Here is a 15976-nt window from a genome sequence, read left to right on the forward strand (position 1 = left end):
CGCACCGGCGCCCCGCAGCCCTCAACCGGCTGCGGGGCGTTCGCGCAGCACCAGGAACAGGCCCGCGACCGTCGCCGCCATCCCGGCCACGCTCACCGGCGGGACCGGCTCGGACAGCAGCGCCCAGCCCCACAGCACGCCGAACAGCGGCACCAGCAGGTTCACGTTCGCCGCCCGTGCCGGGCCCTCCGCCGCAACCAGCCGGTAGAACAGCAGGTACGCCAGGGCGCTGCCGGCCACGCCGAGCACCGCCAGGCGCAGCACCAGTCCCCCGGTCGGCGCCGCACGCACCGGCACCAGCAGCAGCGCGGGCGCCAGCAGCACGCATGCGGCCAGCTGCTGGCCCGCGGCGAGCGCGGCCGGTGCCTCGTCCGGGAAGTGCCGCGCCGCGAAGAACCCGCCGTAGGCGAAGACCGCCGCACCGGCCTGGCCGGCCGGCACGCCGACGGCGCCGCCGTCGCCGAGGTGCAGGCCACGGCTGGCCATCGCCAGCGAGACACCCGCGATGGCCAGCGCAAGCCCGGCGAGCTGCCCCCAGCCCGGGCGGCGGCGCCGCTGCAGGACGTCGAAGCCCAGCGCGAACAGCGGCGAGGACGCGTTGAGCACGGCCGCCGTGCCCGCGTTGAGGCTGAGCATCGACAGCGAGATGAGGCTGAAGGGCACGGCCGCCGACAGGGCGCCGAGCATCAGGTAGGACCGCCAGCGCCGCCACCGCGGACGCTGACCGGCGGCCCGCGCCGCGAGCAGCAGTACGGTGCCGCCGATGAGCGTCCGCACGACGGTGACCCCGACCGGCCCGGTCGCCGGCACGACGTCGCGCACCAGGACGTAGGACAGGCCGAACAGGGCACCGCAGCCGACGAGCACCGCGGTGCCGGTGGACCTCACAGCCCGAGATACACGCGGCGCACCCGCACGTCGTGACGCAGCTCGTCGGACGAGCCCGACATCACCACGGTCCCGTTCTCCACGACCAGGCAGCGGTCGGTGGCCTCGAACGTCAGTTTCGCGTTCTGCTCCACCAGGAGCATGCTCAGCCCGTCGGCGCTGAGCCGCTGCAGTGCGGCCAGGATCTCCTCGACGAGCTTCGGCGACAGGCCCATCGACGGCTCGTCGAGCAGCAGCAGCTTCGGCTGTGACATGAGGGCCCGGCCGATGGCGAGCATCTGCTGCTGGCCGCCGGACAGCGCGCCGGCGAGCCGGTGCCGCATCTCCCCCAGCACCGGGAACAGCGTGAAGATCTCGTCGAGGTGCTGGCGGGTCGCGCTGTTCCACGGCCGGGCGTAGGCGCCAAGGAGCAGGTTCTTCTCGACGGAGAGCCCGGCGAACACGTGCCGGCCCTCGGGCACGTAGCCGATGCCGTGCCGGACCATGTCGCGGGCCTTCACCTTGGACAGGTCCTTGCCGTCGAGGCGCAGCGCCGCGACGGTGCGCGGGATGAGGCCGAGCACCGCCTTCAGCGTCGAGGTCTTGCCCGCGCCGTTGGCGCCGATGATGCCGAGGCAGCCGCCGGCCGGCACGGCGAAGCTGACGGAGCGCACGGCGCAGACGCCGCCGTAGTGGACGGTGAGGTCCTCGACCTCCAGCGCCGTCGCGGTCATCGGCTTGCCTCCTCGATCGGTGCCTCGGCGATGGTGTCGGACATCGAGTCGCCGAGGTACGCCTCGATGACCTGTGGCGCGGTGGCCACCTCGGCGGGGGTGCCGTCGGCGATGATCCGTCCGCTGGCAAGGACCGTGACCCGCTCGCACAGCGACATGACCAGGCCCATGTTGTGCTCGATGAGCACGACGGTGACCCCGCTGCCGCGGATGGAGCGCACGATCTCGCTGAGCTGGCGCACCTCCTCGCCGTTGAGCCCGGCGGCGGGCTCGTCGAGCAGCAGCAGCTTCGGCCGCTGGGCCATGGCCCGGGCGATCTCGACGCGCCGCTGGGTGCCGTAGGGCAGCGCGCCGGGCAGGGCGTCGGCGAAGTCGGTGAGGCCGAAGCGGGCCAGCAGCGCGTCGGCGTCGGCCCGCAGGGCGCGGTCGCGGCGCCAGACGCCGACCGGCCACAGCAGGTACTGCCAGATCGAGCGGGTGCGGGTCTGGTCCAGGGCGACAAGGACGTTCTCGCGCACGGTGAGCGCGGTGAACAGCCGCAGGTTCTGGAACGTGCGGGCCATGCCGGCCTGGGCGAGCCGGTACGGGCTCGCACCGGTCACGGCACGCCCGTCGAACATGACGCGGCCCGAGGTGGCCTTGTACAGCCCGGTGACGACGTTGAACAGTGTCGTCTTGCCGGAGCCGTTGGGTCCGACGATGCCGCGGATCTCCCCGGTGCTCACGGCGACGGTCACCTCGTCGAGCGCCAGCAGGCCCTTGAACTGCTTGCTGACCGCGTCGATCTCCAGCAGCGGCCCGTCGCGCTCGGCGACCTCGGCCGCCGTGTACGGCTCGAACGGCCGCAGCTCCTGCCGGGCCTCGCCGCCACCGCGGACGAAGCGCTCCCACAGGCGTTTCGGCAGCCCGGCCAGGCCGGTCGGGGCGAACACGACGACCAGCACGACGACGCTGCCGTAGGCGACCTGCGCGTAGGTGGGGTAGTCGACGAGCAGCTCGCGCAGCAGCGACAGCATCACCGCGCCGGCGACGCAGCCGAGCAGGCTCTGCCGCCCGCCGATGATCACCATGGCGAGCAGCAGGAACATGTTGGCGATGCTGAACGACTCCGGCGCGACGTACCGCACGAGGCCGGCGTAGAGGACACCGGCGGCGCCGCCGTACACGCTGGCGAGCAGGAACGCGGTCATGCGGATCATCGGCACCTCGACGCCGACGGAGCCGGCGGCGAGCGGGTCGTCGCGCATGGCCCGCATCCGCCGGCCGAGCGGCGTGCGCACGACGAACAGCCCGAAGGCGAGCGCGATCGCGAACACGATCAGCTCGAGGTAGTAGAACAGGTACTCGCTGGACAGGTCGACGCCGGGAAGCTCGGGCACCGGGATGGCGTTGATCCCCTCGGCGCCGCCGCTGATCTCGGCGTTGGTGACCCAGTTGGTGAATGCCAGTGCCAGGCCCAGGGTCACGATGCCGAGGTAGTGCGACTGGACCCGCAGCGCGGGGGTGCCGACGACCAGCCCGGTGACGGCGGTGGCGATCAGGGCGAGCAGCGCCGCGCTCCAGAAGCCGAACCCGGCGTTGGTGGTCAGGATCGCGACGGTGTAGGCACCGACGCCGAAGAACGCGACCTGCGCGAGGTTGACCTGACCGGCGATGCCCATCGCGAGGCCCAGGCCGATGGCCAGCAGCGCGAAGATGAGCGTGACGTCGATGACGTGGATGGCGTAGGAGTCCACCCCGTAGGGCAGCATCCACAGTGCCGCCGCGACGGCGGCGAGGATGGCGAGACGGCGTTTCATGCCCGGTTGACCGTCCTTTCGCCGAAGATGCCGGTGGGGCGGACCATGATGATGACCGTGAACACCAGGAACGTGACGAGTTCGGAGTAGCCCTGGAAGTGTCCGGCGGCGAACGCGTCGAGCACGCCGATGGCGAGGCCGCCGAGGATGGCGCCGGGGATGTTGCCGAAGCCGCCGAGGATCGCGCCGGCGAAGCCTTTGATGCCCAGCGCCCCTCCCATCGTCGGGCTGACGTAGAGCAGCGGGCCGACGAGGCCGCCGGCGAGGGCGGCGAGGCCGGCGCCGATGACGAACGCGATGGAGTTGCTGCGCCCGACGTGGATGCCGACGGCGGTGGCGGCCTCGTGGTCCATGGCGACGGCCTGCATGGCGGTGCCGCGTTTGGTGCGCGACAGGAACAGCATCAGCAGCACCATCGCCACGGCCGCGATGGCGAGGACGACCAGGTCGTAGGTGCGGATGCGCAGGCCGAAGAGGTCGATCGGGGCGGCCGGCACCGGTGAGGGCACGGCCCGCCCGGTCGCGCCCCAGATGATGATCGCGAGCGCGTCGAGCACGATGCCGAACCCGATGGTGCCGATCAGCATCAGGTCGAAGTCCTTGTTCTCCAGGGGCCGCAGGACGAACTCGATGACGAAGCCGACGAGCCCGGTGACCACGATGGCCACGACCATGGCGAGCGCGAACGGCAGTTTGACGGTCATGTAGAAGGTCGAGGCGACGTATGCGCCGAGGGTGACGACGTTGCCGTGCGCGAAGTTGACCAGGCCCATCGTGCGGTAGACGAGGGAGAATCCCATGGCGACGAGGGCGTAGACGGCGCCGAGGCTCAGCCCGCCGATCAAGGTTTGCAACGTGACTTGCATGGCTCTCCCGATGCCGGAGCGGGGCGTCACCGCCGTTGACGGCGACGCCCCGGTGAGTTGGGCAGGCTCAGCTGGCGGCTTGCAGCTTGCCGTTGGTGATGATGCCAATGGAGGTGGCGCGGATGCCGACGCCGGTCTCGTCGAAGGCGAAGTCTCCCAGCAGCCCCTTGTACTTGGTGGCCCGGATCGCGTCGGCGAGGGCCTTGCCGGTGGCGCCGTTGCTGGTCTTCAGCGCGGTGAGCACGATCTGGGTGCCGTCGTAGGCCTTCGCGCCGTGCAGTTCGGCCTCCTCGTTGAAGGCGGCCTTGTAGGCGGCGGCGAACTTCTTGGACGCGTCGTTGATGTCGTTGCTCAGGTAGGGCGAGCTGACGATGGTGCCCTCGGCCTTGGCGGCGCCGGCGGTGTCGAGGTAGACGGGTGTGCCCTGGGGTGCGGCGCCGGCGAACGGCACGGTGATGCCGAGGTCGCGGGCCTGCTTGACGATGAGCCCGGACTGGACCTCCTCGGCGCCGAGGAAGATCAGCTGCGGGTTCTTCTGGCGGATGGCGGTCAGCGCGGCGCTGAAGTCCTTCTGGTCGGTGGTGACGACCTGGTCGGCGGCCGGGGTGACGTTGCGGGTCTGCAGTGCCTTGAGGAAGGCGTCGTGCTCGCCCTTGCCGTAGGACCCGTTGTTCGTGATCATCGCGATGTTCTTGATGCCCTTGGTGTCCACGATGTACTTGGCGAGCGTCTCGTCGTAGGTGGTGCTGGTCGGGCCGTTGAGGAACAGGAACGGGCTCTTGACCGCGACCAGGCCGTTGGACTGCCCGGAGGTGATGTTCGGGATCTGGGCCTGCTGCAGGATCGGGGCCATCGCGATGGTCACCGCGCTCTCGGCGGTGCCGATCATCGCCGTGTACCCCTCGCTGGCGATCTTGCGGGCGAGGTTGGTGCCGACGGTCGGGTCGCCCTGGTCGTCGAAGACGTCGAGCTGGATCTGCCGGCCGTTGACGCCGCCGGCCTTGTTCCACTCGTCGACGGCGAGCCTGGCGCCTTTGAGCTCCCAGGCGCCGAGCGAGCTGAGCTGCCCGCTCTGCGCGTCGACGAGGGCGAGCTTGATCGGGCCGGCGTTGCTGGTCGGCTGGTCGTCCTTCTTCTCGCCGGGGGCGCTGCAGGCGGTGGTGGTGAGGGCCAGCGTCAGCAGGGCGGCGCCGACCAGGCCGAATCGGGCGCGGTACGTGGATCTGGACATGTGCACATCACCTCGGGGATTCGCGTGGGGTGTGAACGGGGTGTGCAGGGCGTTCAGTCGAAGACACCGTGGTAGATGTCCTTGATGTTCCAGTGCCCAGGGGTCGGCACGGGCTCGTTGACCATCGCGACGTCCAGCACGGCCGGTCGGCGGCGACGGTGGGCGGTCAGGAGCGCGTCGCGCAGGTCCTCGACGCGTTCGATGAGGTACCCGTCCGCGCCGCAGGCCCTGCCCAGCGCGGCGAAGTCGGGGCTGTACGGGCGGCCGTCGGGGTCGGTGAAGGTGCAGCCGTAGGTCTGGCCGTAGTTGGCCTGCTGCAGGTCGGCGATGGTGCCGTGGGCGCGGTTGTTCATGACGACGAACAGGACCGGCAGGCCCCGTTCGACCGCCATCGGCAGCGCCGGCAGCTGCGCGCTCATGCCGCCGTCACCGACGAGCGCTACGACGACCCGGTCGGGCAGCGCGAGCTGCACGCCGAGCGCGGCGGCGGGGCCGAAGCCCATCGTGGACGCGCCGCCGGGGGCGATGAACCGGCCTTCCGGCGGCAGCGGGTAGCACTGCGCGACGCCGTTCTTGTTCCAGCCGACGTCGGTCACCAGGATCGTGTCGGGTGGCAGGGTCTCGCGCAGGTCGAGCAGGATCCGTTCGGGTCGCAGCGGGAACTGCCCGCTGCGGCCGCGTTCGGTGCTGCCGTCGAACAGTGCGGTGCGGGCGGCCCGGATCTGGTCGCGCAGGGCCGGGCGGCGCACCGCCTGCGGTGCGGATCGGCGCACGGCCTCGTCGATGGCGCGCACGGCGTGGGTGGCGTCGGCGACGATGCCGAGCTCGACGGGGTAGTTCCGGCCGATCTCGGCCGGGTCGATGTCGATCTGGATGAGTTTCGTCGGCGGCACCCGCCAGGTGTAGGCGGGATTCCAGGAGCTGGCGTCGGTCTCGGCGAAGCGGGTGCCGATGGCCAGGACGACGTCGGCCTCGAGGGCGTAGGTGTTGGTGACCTCGAGGCCCCAGAAGCCGGTCATGCCCATGACGAGGGGGTGCTGGTCGGGCAGCGCGCCCTTGGCCATCAGCGAGTGCGCGACGGGGATGTCGAGGTGCTCGACGAGCGACAGCAGGGCTTTGCGCCCGTCGCCGGGGCCGAGGCCGCCGCCGAGGTAGACCAGCGGCCGCTCCGCCGTGGCCAGCAGCTCGGCGGCCCGCTCGGCGTCAGCGGCGGTCAGGGCCGGCGCGCTGGTGACCGCGGGCAACGGGTAGGCGGCCGCCCGGCCGGCCGGCAGCGGGCGGGAGAACAGGTCCATGGGGACGTTGAGCAGCACGGCGCCGGGCCGGCCGGAGGTCGCGGTCCAGAACGCCCGCTCGGTGAAGCGGGCCAGGTCCTCGACCCGGTGCACGTGCCAGGCCCGCTTCACGAACGGCCTGTAGATGGCGGTCTGGTCCGCGTCGGCGTGGAGGTTGACCTCCTGGTGCGGGTGGCGGCCGTACATGTAGGACGGCACGTCCCCGGCGATGGTGACCAGCGGCACCGAGTCCAGCGCGGCGGTGGCGGCGCCGGTGACCGCGTTCATCATGCCGGGGCCGACGTGCACGAGCAGCACGCCGACCTTGCCGGACGCGCGGGCGTAGCCGTCGGCGGCGTGCGCGGCGGCCTGCTCGTGCCTCGCGATGACGAAGTCGATGCGGCTGCGGCCGATCGCGTCGAGCAGCGCGATGTTCGTGTGCCCGCAGGTACCGAAAATGTATTCGACCCCGTATGACTCCAGCTGCTCCACGAGGGCTTCGGCAGCGGTCCGGGTCGTCGGCTCGGCGCTCATCGCGGCGGTTCCTCCAGGTGCTCGAACGTGATCCAGGTCTTGCCGGGCAGCTCCCGGGCCTGCGCGAACGCCTCCCCGGCCCGCGCGAGCGGGTACCGGCCGCGCAGGATGCGACCGGGTCGCAGCTGCGCGGCCCGGGCGATGGCGGCGGCGAAGTCGGCCGGGTGGTCGTAGATGAGGCAGCCGAGCAGGGTCAGCCGCCGCTGTACCACGGTGAACGTCGACAGCCGGGCCGGTGCGGCGCTCTGTCCGATGAGCACGACCCGGCCGTCGGGGCCGCACCGCTCGACCGCCGTCTCCAGCGCGACCGGCACCCCCGAGGTCTCGAACACGACCGGGAAGTCCATGCCCTCGGGCATGGCGGGGGCGCCGAGGTCGGCGGCGGTGGCGAGCCGCCCCTCGTGCGGGTCGACGACGAACGGGACCGCGCCGAGCGCCTGCGCGGCCAGGCAGATGAGCAGGCCCTGCGCGCCGGCGCCGACGACGAGGCAGTGCTCGCCGGCGGTGAGGCCGGCCCGGGCGACCGCGGCCAGGGCGACGGCGAGCGGCTCCACGCACACCAGGTCCTCGTCGGCGAGACCGGCCGGGGCGGTCCAGGCGAACCGGGCCGGCACGCTGACCCGCTCGCGCAGCGCGCCGGGCTCGTTGATGCCGAGGATGCGCCGTTTGGGGCAGACCGCGGTCCGGCCGGCGTCGCAGGCGGGGCAGGCCAGGCACGGGAAGTTGGGTTCGACGGCGACACGCTCGCCGAGCCGGCCCGGCGCGACGTTGCCGCCGACGCGCACGACGTCGCCGATCGCCTCGTGGCCGAGCGCCCAGGGCAGCCAGGGCACGGCCCGTTTGCCGTCCACGACGGCGAGGTCGGAGCCGCACACGCCGACGGCGCGGACGGCGACGACGACGTCGTCCGGCCCGCACTCGGGCTCGGGCCAGTCGGCGGCGACCTCGACGGCGCCGGGTCCGGTGAGGACGGCGGCCCTCATGCGCCGGTGCCCCAGATCGACAGGCCGCGCAGCAGCAGCGTCTTGACCACCGTGTAGTCCTCGATCATGCAGGCGGGCGACTCACGGCCGAAGCCGGAGTCCTTGACCCCGCCGAACGGCACGTGGTCGAGCCGGAAGTTGGAGGAGCCGTTGACGACGAGCCCGCCGACCTCCAGGTCCCGCCAGGCCGTGATGATCCGCCCGATGTCGTGGGTGAACAGTCCGGCCTGCAGCCCGTACCGGCTGCGGTTGCAGGATGCGAGGACGGCGTCGAAGTCGTCGTAGGGCAGCACCGCCACGAGCGCGCCGAACACCTCGCGGGTCACGACGTTCGCATCGGCGGGCGGGTCGACGATGACCGTCGGGGCGACGGTCGCGCCGTCGCGGGTGCCGCCGAGCGCGATCCGGGCGCCTCCGGCGGCGGCTTCGGCGCTCCAGGCGACGACCCGCTCGGCGGCTTCGTCGTCGACCATCGATCCGACGTCGGTGGCCGGGTCGAGCGGGTCGCCGACGCGCAGGGCGGCGACCTGCGTGCCGAAGGCCGTGACGAACTCGTCGAAGCGGGACCGGTGGACGTACACCCGCTGCACCGAGATGCAGCTCTGCCCGGAGTTGGTGTAGCCGGTGCGCGCGCAGACTGCCGCGGCCTGGGCGATGTCCGCGTCCTCGCAGACGATCGTCGCCGCGTTGCCACCGAGCTCCAGGACGAGCCGTTTGGCGCCGGCGGCCCGGGCCACCGCGGCGCCGGTCTCGGCGCTGCCGGTGAAGCTGATGACGCTGATCTCGGGCGCGGCGCACAGCGCGGCCCCGACGGCGCCGCCGCCGTGCAGCTGCACCGCCTCGACCGGCGCGCCGGCCTCCAGCAGCAGCGCGACGACCGCGGCGGAGACGGCCGGCGCCTGCGGCGGCGCCTTCACGATGGTCGTGTTGCCCGCGGCGAAGGAGGCGCCGAGTTTGTGGGCGAGGAGGTTGGCCGGGGCGTTGAACGGGGTGATGGCCAGGGCCACGCCGGCCGGTGCGCGGTAGGTCAGGGCGGTGTTGCCGATGCCGCGGGCCCAGCCGGCGACCGGGAGCAGGTCCCCGCCGATGCGGCGGGTCTCGGCGGCGCAGACGGCGAAGGTGTCGGCGACGCGGTCGAGTTCGCCGCGGCCGTCCTTGACCGGTTTGCCGAGCTCCAGGGCGATGAGCCGGGCGATCGGGTCGCGGTGGCGGATGGCGAGCTCGGCGGCGCGCTCCAGGATCGTGGCGCGGGTGGCCGGGGCGAGCGCGGCCACCGCCCGGGCCTGATTGTGGGCGTATTGAACCGCACCGTGGACGATCTTGTCGTCGCTGACGGCCGCCCGGCTGACCGCGCGGCGGACGTACGGGCCGATCCGATCGGCCTGCCGGCCGTCCGTGCGCCACTCCCCTGCCAGGAAGGCAGGGGCGGGCGCCGGTTCGTCCCCGGGCGATTCGAGGATCGCGTTCAACATGTTCGCTCCTGGAAGCTATACCGCTTGGCAGTACGTCTGGACCACTATGCGGACTGGGTGTAACGTACGGGCGGCTGGCCGCCGCTGGCAAGAGCCCGAGTCGCAAAAGTTACGAGCGCGTGAAACCCAATGAGCGCGCGACAATCGGCGTCCAGCGGCAGCCGCAAGGCGCCGAGGTGATGGAGACACATGGTGAAGGCAATGACGGAGCCGCGCGACGCCGAACCCGCGGCCGACGGCGAATCGCACGGCGTGCGCAGCGTCCAGCGGGCACTGGACATCCTCACGCTGCTCACGGAGGACCGGCCGCTGGTCTCGATCCGTGACATCGTGGAGGGCACCGGACTGGCCAAGACCACCGTCATCCGGCTGGTCCAGACCCTGGAGCAGTGCGGCCTGCTGTGGGGCACCGCGGCCGGATACATGGCCGGCCCGGGGCTGTGGCGCTGGGCCCACCTGGCCCGCCGCAGCTGGGAGCTGCCGCCGGAGACCCAGCGGATGATGCGTGACCTGGCCGCCCGGCGCCGCGAGACCGTCAACGTGTACGTCGCCCGCGACATCTACCGGGTCTGCGTCGCGCAGCAGGAGAGCCCGCAACCGCTGCGCCACGTGGTGCACATCGGCGACGAGCTGCCGCTGTGGGCGGGGGCGTCGGCCAAGGTGCTGCTGCGCAACGCCACGCCCAGCCGTCTGGTGCGCGTCGCCAAGAGCTCGCCGTACGGCGAGACGCACAGCAAACGCCTGCAGGAGTGGATCGACGAGGCCACGCACCACGGCTACGCCGTCAGCCACGGCGAGCGCGAGGACGGGCTGTCCGCGGTCGCCGTGCCGATCTTCTCCCGCTCCGGCGCCGTCGTGGCCGCGCTGTCCCTCAGCGGGCCCACGCTGCGCTTCACCGACGAACGCATCGCCGAGTTCGCCGCCGACCTCAAGGACGTCGCCCAGCGCATGTCGGAGCGCGGCTTCGACCACCCGCTGGGCAGCTCCCTCTGAACCTCCCCGCGAAGGAGCACCCGCATGCACGAGCGACCGCTGGCCGGTATCCGAGTCCTCGACCTGACCAACGTCCTTGCCGGCCCGTACTGCAGCTATCAGCTCATGCTGCTGGGCGCCGAGGTGGTCAAGGTCGAGGTGCCGGGACGCGGTGACCTCGCGCGCCAGCTGGGGTCCGACCCGGACCTCAACCGGCGCGGCATCGGCGCGTCGTTCCTGGCCCAGAACGCCGGCAAGAAGTCCGTCGAGCTGGATCTCAAGGAGGCGGCGGACCGCGCGGCCTTCGAGGAGCTGATCGCCGCGGCCGACGTGCTGCTGGAGAACTTCCGGGCCGGCGTGCTGGCCCGGCTCGGCTATGACTGGCCGAGGCTGCAGGCGCTGAACCCGGCCCTCATCGCGTGCTCCATCACCGGCTTCGGCCAGACCGGGCCGATGAGCCAGGCACCCGCATACGACCAGATCATCCAGGGCCTGTCCGGCATGATGAGCGTGACCGGCACCCAGGACACCGCGCCGCTTCGGGTCGGCTTCCCGGTCTGCGACTCGATCGGCGGGCTCGCCGCCGCACTCGCGATCACCGCGGCCGTCGCGTCCCGGCACCGCACCGGTGCCGGCTGCCACCTCGACGTGTCGATGCTGGAGGCCTCCATCTCCGCGATGGGCTGGACCGTGTCCAACTACCTCATCGCCGGCGTCCCGCCCGAGCCCACCGGCGACCAGAACGCGACCGCGGCGCCGTCGGGCACGTTCGACACCGCCGACGGGCCCCTGAACATCGCGGCCAACCGCCAGGAGCAGTTCGAGTCGCTGTGCCGGGCCGTCGGCCGCACCGACCTGATGAGCGACGTGCGCTTCGCCGAGCGCGAGGGCCGCAAGACGCACCGGGCGGCGCTCAACGACGAGCTGAACCAGGCCCTGCGGTCGCGCCCGGCCGCGGAGTGGGAGCAGGTGCTCACCGCCGTCGGTGTGCCCGCGGCCCGGATCCTCACCGTGCCGCAGGCGGTCGAGCTGGAGCAGCTGCGTCATCGCGGCTTCATCCAGGAGCTGCCGTTCCCCGACGGATCCGGGCGGCCGCTGCGGGTGGTGAGCAGCGGGGTGCTGTTCGACGGTGAGCCGCTCACCCCCGCGGACCCGCCGCCGTTGCTCGGTGAGCACAACACCTCCGTCCCCGAGCTGCTCGCGTCGTGGCGCGCGGCTCGCCTCGTCTCCGAAGGAGCGCCTGAATGACCGTGGGATCGAGCGACGACGTCCGCCAGCGGGTCGCCGACTGGTGGGCCACCTCCGTCTCGCGGATCGAGCCCGGCGTGATCGAGCTGCGGGGGCGGCCGATCCAGGACCTGCTCGGCGCCGCCTCGCTCACCGACACGATCTGGCTCATGCTGCACGGCACCCTGCCCACACCCCGGCAGGCGCAGCTGCTCGACGCGGCCCTCGTCGGCTCCGTCGACCACGGGCCGCACGCCCCGTCGATCGCCGTCGCCCGGATGTCCGCGACGTGCGGCGTCGGGCTCAACAACGCGATCGCCAACGGGGTCAACGTGATGGGCGACGTGCACGGCGGCGCCGGCCAGCAGTGCCTGGAGCTGTACACCGAGATCCGCGACCTCGCCGCGGAGGGCACCGGCCACGCGGAGGCGACCCGCCTGGTGGTCCAGCGGTGGCGGGCCCGCGACAAGTACCTGCCGGGGTTCGGTCACCGGTTCCACCCCCGCGACCCGCGCCGCGACCCGCTCGTCGGGCTCGTCGAGCAGGCGGTCGCCGACGGCGTCGTGGCCGGCGACTTCCTGGCCGCCGGCCTCGCCGTCGAGGCGGCGATCGCCCCGGTGCCGATGAACATCGATGGTGCCACCGCCATCATCTACGGCGAGCTCGGATTCCCGGCGCCGCTGGCCCGCGGCCTGTTCGTGATCGCCCGCAGCGTCGGCATCCTGGCCCACGCCTGGGAGGAGATGCAGGGCGGCCGGCGGATCAAGGGTCCGATCCCGCCGGACATCCGCCCCACCTACCGGCCCTGAGCCCCGGCGACCGCCGGGGCGTCGAGGTAGTCGCGGGTCGCGCTGAGCGCCTGGCGGGCGTGCTCCTTGGCGCCCACCTGGGCGACCAGCGTGGCCCGCGGGATCTCCAGGGTGTAGGGCAGCCCGGGCGGCAGCGCGTCGAGGATGCCGTGCACGTCGATGCCACCCTCGCCGGGGAACAGCCGCTCGAACCGGGCGGTGTGGATGAGCCCCTCGTTCGTCGGTGGCACGCCGGCCGGTGCGTCGCACACGTGCACGAAGTGGAACCAGTGCGCGGGCAGCTGGCGCAGGTCGGCGATGCTGGACCCGGACCGGGCGAAGTGCAGCAGGTCGATCAGGATCCCCGCGTTGGGCTGGTCCGCCGCCCGCAGGACCCGCACCGCCTCCCGCAGGTCGGGCGTCTCCGTCCAGGACGGGAACTCCAGGTCGACGGTCAGCCCGTAGGGGCGGGCCAGCTCGCACAACTGCGCGAACCGGTCGATCTTGCGCGCGCGGTCGGGGTCGGGCAGCTGGGTGATGACGTGCCGGGCGCCGAGTTCGGCGCCCGCCTCCAGGAACCGCCGGTAGTCCCCGGGGGTCTTGTCCGGGCTGATGCGAGCCAGCTCGATGTCGAGCACCTCGACGCCGGTGGCGGCGAGGCGGGCCTTGGTACTGCGCATCAGGGCCGGGTCGGTGGCCAGGGGATAGTGCGGCTCCTGCGGGGTGACGCGGGTCAGGCGCAGCCCGACGTAGCGGTAGCCGGCGTCGGCGGCGGCCTCGACGAGCTCGGGTGGTGACAGGCTCAGCGCAGTCAGGTGGGCCAGGGAGTAGTCGTGCCGTTCGGCGCTGCGCGTGACCCGGCGCCGCTCGCGGTGCGCGGCCATCCGCACCGGCACGCCGTTGGGGTCGCCGTAACCGGCGTAGGCACCGATGCGCTGCACGACGGCGAAGAAGACCCGGGAGCCCAGCAACTCGGTGTAGAAGTGCAGGTACTCGCCGTGCTCGTCGCGGTCGTAGAGGATCGAGTGCTCGCGCAGCGTGTCGAGCAGCTCCGGGCGCAGGTCGAGGCGGGCGCCGAGGTCGGTGTAGTAGTTGTCGGGGATGCGCAGCACCGCGGCGCCGAGCGCCCGCATGGCCCGCGCGCGGGCGATGATGTCGGCGGTGCCGAACGCGATGTGCTGCGGGCTGGGGACGGCCGGCGCCCAGTCGCCGCGGCGCAGCGGCGCGGTGTTCAGCGCGATGCGGACCTGACGCGCGGCGTCGGTGACGACGCGGGTGCGGATCAGGCCGAAGGGGGCTGCGACCTCGGTCGTCTCGTCGTCGCGCAGGCCGAGCACGGTGCGGTAGAAGACGGCGGCCTCGTCGTAGTCGTCCAGCGACTCGGTGAGTGACACGTGGTCGGTGACGAGCCCGTCGTCACCGTCGGCCTGCCCGGTGGGCACGAAGTCGTCGAGCCAGGACCGGTCCACCAGGAAGACCGCGATCCCGTCGGGGGCGGCCACCGAGGTCAGCTCCGCCTCCCCCGGCGCGTACAGGCGTGGCAGCACCGGGGCGAGCAGCGTCTCGGCCCGCTGCGCCGCCCGGGCGGGGTCGGCGCTCTGGATGCCCAGCGCGCAGATCGCCGCGGTGCCGGGGGTGACGGTGCGCTGCGCACCGGAGTTCAGCAGGATCCGGGCCGCGCCGTGCTGCCAGAGCTCGACCGGCTTGGAGCGGTGCTGGGCGGCGTGGACGAAGCCGAGCGCGGTCAGGGTGGCGGCGACCGCCGGGCCGGAGACGTCGTCCACGGCGAGTTCGGTGAACGCGTGCCCGCCGAGCCGGGGCGCCGGCGGCAGCCCGGACAGGCGCAGCCGCTCCCGCACCGCCGGCGGGCCGCCGGTTGCCACCGCCTCCTGCAGCGCCAGCAGCGAGCGCATGCCATCGATGGCGGCGTAGCGGGGCTCGGCCTGGCGGTACACGTCGTTGAACACCTCCAGCGACAGTGGCCCGGTGTAGCCGGTGCTCAGCACGTGCCCGGCCAGCCCGGCCAGGTCGAACGAGCCCATGCCGGGGAAGAGCCGGTGGTGACGGCTCCACTCCACGACGTCCATGGTGAGCCGCGGCGCGTCGGCCAGCTGCAGGTGGAAGATCTTGTCGCCGGGCACCACCCGCAGCGCGGCCGGGTCCTCGCCGGTGGACAGCACGTGGAAGCTGTCCACGCACAGGCCGAGGGCCGCGTGGCCGGCGCGGCGGACGATCCGCCAGGCGTGGGCGTGGGTGTCGACGAACCGGCCCCAGGCGAGGGCCTCGTAGGCGACGCGGATGCCGCGCCGCTCGGCCCGGTCGGCGAGGGCGGACAGCTGCTCGGCGGCCAGGTCGTCGTCGTCGACCGCGTCGGGCGAGACGGTCGAGGTGACGAGCAGGGTGCCGGCGCCGAGCTGCTCCAGCACGTCCAGGACGCGTTCGGCCCGGCGCAGGTTGGCCGCGAACACGTCCGGCGGGACCGCCTCGACGTCGCGGAACGGCTGGTAGACGTCGATGGTCAGGCCGCGGCGCTCGCATTCCTGGCGGACCCGGGCGGGCGACCAGGGTGAGGCGACGAGGTCGTGCTCGAACAGCTCCACGCCCTGGAACCGGGCCGCGGCGGCGGCAGCCAGCTTGTCCTCCAGCGTGCCGGACAGGCAGACCGTGGCGATGCACAGGCGCGGGGTGGTGGGGGTGTCGATGGTACCCATGCGGGCGCCCTTCTGAACGCACTAGATAGTTACTTATACCCGCACCGGTGCGACGACGGAAGGTTCCTCAGCCCAGCCGCTGCACCAGGTAGGTCACGGCGAGGACGTAACCCACCGGGCCGGCGCCGGCGATCACGGCGTCGGCGACGCCGGAGACGTACGAGTGGTGCCGGAACTCCTCCCGGCGGTGGATGTTCGTCAGGTGCACCTCGACGGTCGGCCGGGCGACGGCGGCGACCGCGTCACGCAGCGACACCGACGTGTGGGCCAGCCCGCCGGGGTTGATGATCACACCCGCGCAGGTGGTGCGGGCCGCGTGCAGGGTGTCGATGAGGACACCCTCGTGGTTGCTCTGCACGGCCTGCACGCCGATGTCGTGCCCGGCGGCGGCCTTGGCCACCATCTCCTCGATCTCGGCGAGGGTGGTGGTGCCGTAGCGCTCCGGCTCGCGGACCCCGAGCAGGTTCAGGTTGGGCCCGTTGAGCAGGAGCAGCTGGCGGCGCGGCGGCACGGGCGGC

Annotated in this window: 13 protein-coding genes; 3 read left to right on the forward strand and 10 right to left on the reverse strand. The window is 72.7% G+C overall.

Annotated elements, in window-relative coordinates:
* Positions 1–21: 21 nt before the first annotated feature.
* The 8 genes from OHA72_RS45005 to OHA72_RS45040 all read right to left on the reverse strand — a co-directional run bounded on the left by OHA72_RS45005 (position 22) and on the right by OHA72_RS45040 (position 9760).
* The gene (locus OHA72_RS45005) at positions 22–888 is read right to left on the reverse strand and encodes a DMT family transporter (RefSeq protein ID WP_327002236.1); all 867 of its coding nucleotides are present in this window, start codon (positions 886–888) and stop codon (positions 22–24) included.
* Complete coding sequence (locus OHA72_RS45010) at positions 885–1601, reverse strand: ABC transporter ATP-binding protein (protein WP_327002237.1); 717 nt, start codon at positions 1599–1601, stop codon at positions 885–887. The genes OHA72_RS45005 and OHA72_RS45010 overlap by 4 nt, the downstream gene beginning before the upstream one ends.
* On the reverse strand, positions 1598–3400 hold the full coding sequence (locus OHA72_RS45015; RefSeq protein ID WP_327002238.1) for a branched-chain amino acid ABC transporter ATP-binding protein/permease: 1803 nt from the start codon (positions 3398–3400) through the stop codon (positions 1598–1600). Before OHA72_RS45015 ends, OHA72_RS45010 begins: the two co-directional genes overlap by 4 nt.
* Positions 3397–4254, reverse strand: coding sequence for a branched-chain amino acid ABC transporter permease (locus OHA72_RS45020; RefSeq protein ID WP_327002239.1), 858 nt, complete (start codon positions 4252–4254; stop codon positions 3397–3399). The genes OHA72_RS45015 and OHA72_RS45020 overlap by 4 nt, the downstream gene beginning before the upstream one ends.
* A 79-nt stretch (positions 4255–4333) precedes the next feature.
* On the reverse strand, positions 4334–5497 hold the full coding sequence (locus OHA72_RS45025) for an ABC transporter substrate-binding protein (protein ID WP_327002240.1): 1164 nt from the start codon (positions 5495–5497) through the stop codon (positions 4334–4336).
* 53 nt (positions 5498–5550) lie between these two features.
* Positions 5551–7305, reverse strand: a complete 1755-nt coding sequence (locus OHA72_RS45030) for a thiamine pyrophosphate-binding protein (protein WP_327002241.1) — start codon at positions 7303–7305, stop codon at positions 5551–5553.
* A complete protein-coding gene (locus tag OHA72_RS45035) occupies positions 7302–8288 on the reverse strand; it encodes a zinc-dependent alcohol dehydrogenase (RefSeq protein WP_327002242.1) in 987 nt (328 codons plus the stop codon). The genes OHA72_RS45030 and OHA72_RS45035 overlap by 4 nt, the downstream gene beginning before the upstream one ends.
* Positions 8285–9760, reverse strand: a complete 1476-nt coding sequence (locus tag OHA72_RS45040; RefSeq protein WP_327002243.1) for an aldehyde dehydrogenase family protein — start codon at positions 9758–9760, stop codon at positions 8285–8287. Before OHA72_RS45040 ends, OHA72_RS45035 begins: the two co-directional genes overlap by 4 nt.
* A gap of 201 nt (positions 9761–9961) precedes the next feature.
* Here OHA72_RS45040 and OHA72_RS45045 point away from each other — a divergent pair, with 201 nt between their 5' ends.
* The 3 genes from OHA72_RS45045 to OHA72_RS45055 are packed head-to-tail and all read left to right on the forward strand — an operon-like array spanning position 9962 to position 12768.
* The gene (locus OHA72_RS45045) at positions 9962–10753 is read left to right on the forward strand and encodes an IclR family transcriptional regulator (RefSeq protein ID WP_327002244.1); all 792 of its coding nucleotides are present in this window, start codon (positions 9962–9964) and stop codon (positions 10751–10753) included.
* A gap of 24 nt (positions 10754–10777) precedes the next feature.
* On the forward strand, positions 10778–11980 hold the full coding sequence (locus OHA72_RS45050; RefSeq protein ID WP_327002245.1) for a CaiB/BaiF CoA transferase family protein: 1203 nt from the start codon (positions 10778–10780) through the stop codon (positions 11978–11980).
* Positions 11977–12768, forward strand: coding sequence for a citryl-CoA lyase (locus OHA72_RS45055; RefSeq protein WP_327002246.1), 792 nt, complete (start codon positions 11977–11979; stop codon positions 12766–12768). The genes OHA72_RS45050 and OHA72_RS45055 overlap by 4 nt, the downstream gene beginning before the upstream one ends.
* Here the strand turns inward: OHA72_RS45055 and OHA72_RS45060 are convergent.
* Both OHA72_RS45060 and aroQ read right to left on the reverse strand, forming a co-directional pair.
* Complete coding sequence (locus OHA72_RS45060) at positions 12756–15458, reverse strand: TIM barrel protein (RefSeq protein ID WP_327002247.1); 2703 nt, start codon at positions 15456–15458, stop codon at positions 12756–12758. The genes OHA72_RS45055 and OHA72_RS45060 overlap by 13 nt on opposite strands.
* A gap of 67 nt (positions 15459–15525) precedes the next feature.
* Entirely contained in the window at positions 15526–15969 is a 444-nt protein-coding gene (aroQ, locus tag OHA72_RS45065) for a type II 3-dehydroquinate dehydratase (RefSeq protein ID WP_327002248.1), read from the reverse strand.
* Between the last annotated feature and the right edge of the window lie 7 nt (positions 15970–15976).

The sequence above is a fragment of the Dactylosporangium sp. NBC_01737 genome (assembly GCF_035963215.1).
GTDB lineage: Bacteria > Actinomycetota > Actinomycetes > Mycobacteriales > Micromonosporaceae > Dactylosporangium.

Excerpts from the sequence above, each read along its gene's own strand:
- OHA72_RS45010 (WP_327002237.1), bottom strand. The coding sequence starts at position 1,601 with ATGACCGCGACGGCGCTGGAGGTCGAGGACCTCACCGTCCACTACGGC.
- OHA72_RS45015 (WP_327002238.1), bottom strand. The coding sequence starts at position 3,400 with ATGAAACGCCGTCTCGCCATCCTCGCCGCCGTCGCGGCGGCACTGTGG.
- OHA72_RS45025 (WP_327002240.1), bottom strand. The coding sequence starts at position 5,497 with ATGTCCAGATCCACGTACCGCGCCCGATTCGGCCTGGTCGGCGCCGCC.
- OHA72_RS45030 (WP_327002241.1), bottom strand. The coding sequence starts at position 7,305 with ATGAGCGCCGAGCCGACGACCCGGACCGCTGCCGAAGCCCTCGTGGAG.
- OHA72_RS45035 (WP_327002242.1), bottom strand. The coding sequence starts at position 8,288 with ATGAGGGCCGCCGTCCTCACCGGACCCGGCGCCGTCGAGGTCGCCGCC.
- OHA72_RS45040 (WP_327002243.1), bottom strand. The coding sequence starts at position 9,760 with ATGTTGAACGCGATCCTCGAATCGCCCGGGGACGAACCGGCGCCCGCC.
- OHA72_RS45045 (WP_327002244.1), top strand. The coding sequence starts at position 9,962 with ATGACGGAGCCGCGCGACGCCGAACCCGCGGCCGACGGCGAATCGCAC.
- OHA72_RS45050 (WP_327002245.1), top strand. The coding sequence starts at position 10,778 with ATGCACGAGCGACCGCTGGCCGGTATCCGAGTCCTCGACCTGACCAAC.
- OHA72_RS45055 (WP_327002246.1), top strand. The coding sequence starts at position 11,977 with ATGACCGTGGGATCGAGCGACGACGTCCGCCAGCGGGTCGCCGACTGG.
- OHA72_RS45060 (WP_327002247.1), bottom strand. The coding sequence starts at position 15,458 with ATGGGTACCATCGACACCCCCACCACCCCGCGCCTGTGCATCGCCACG.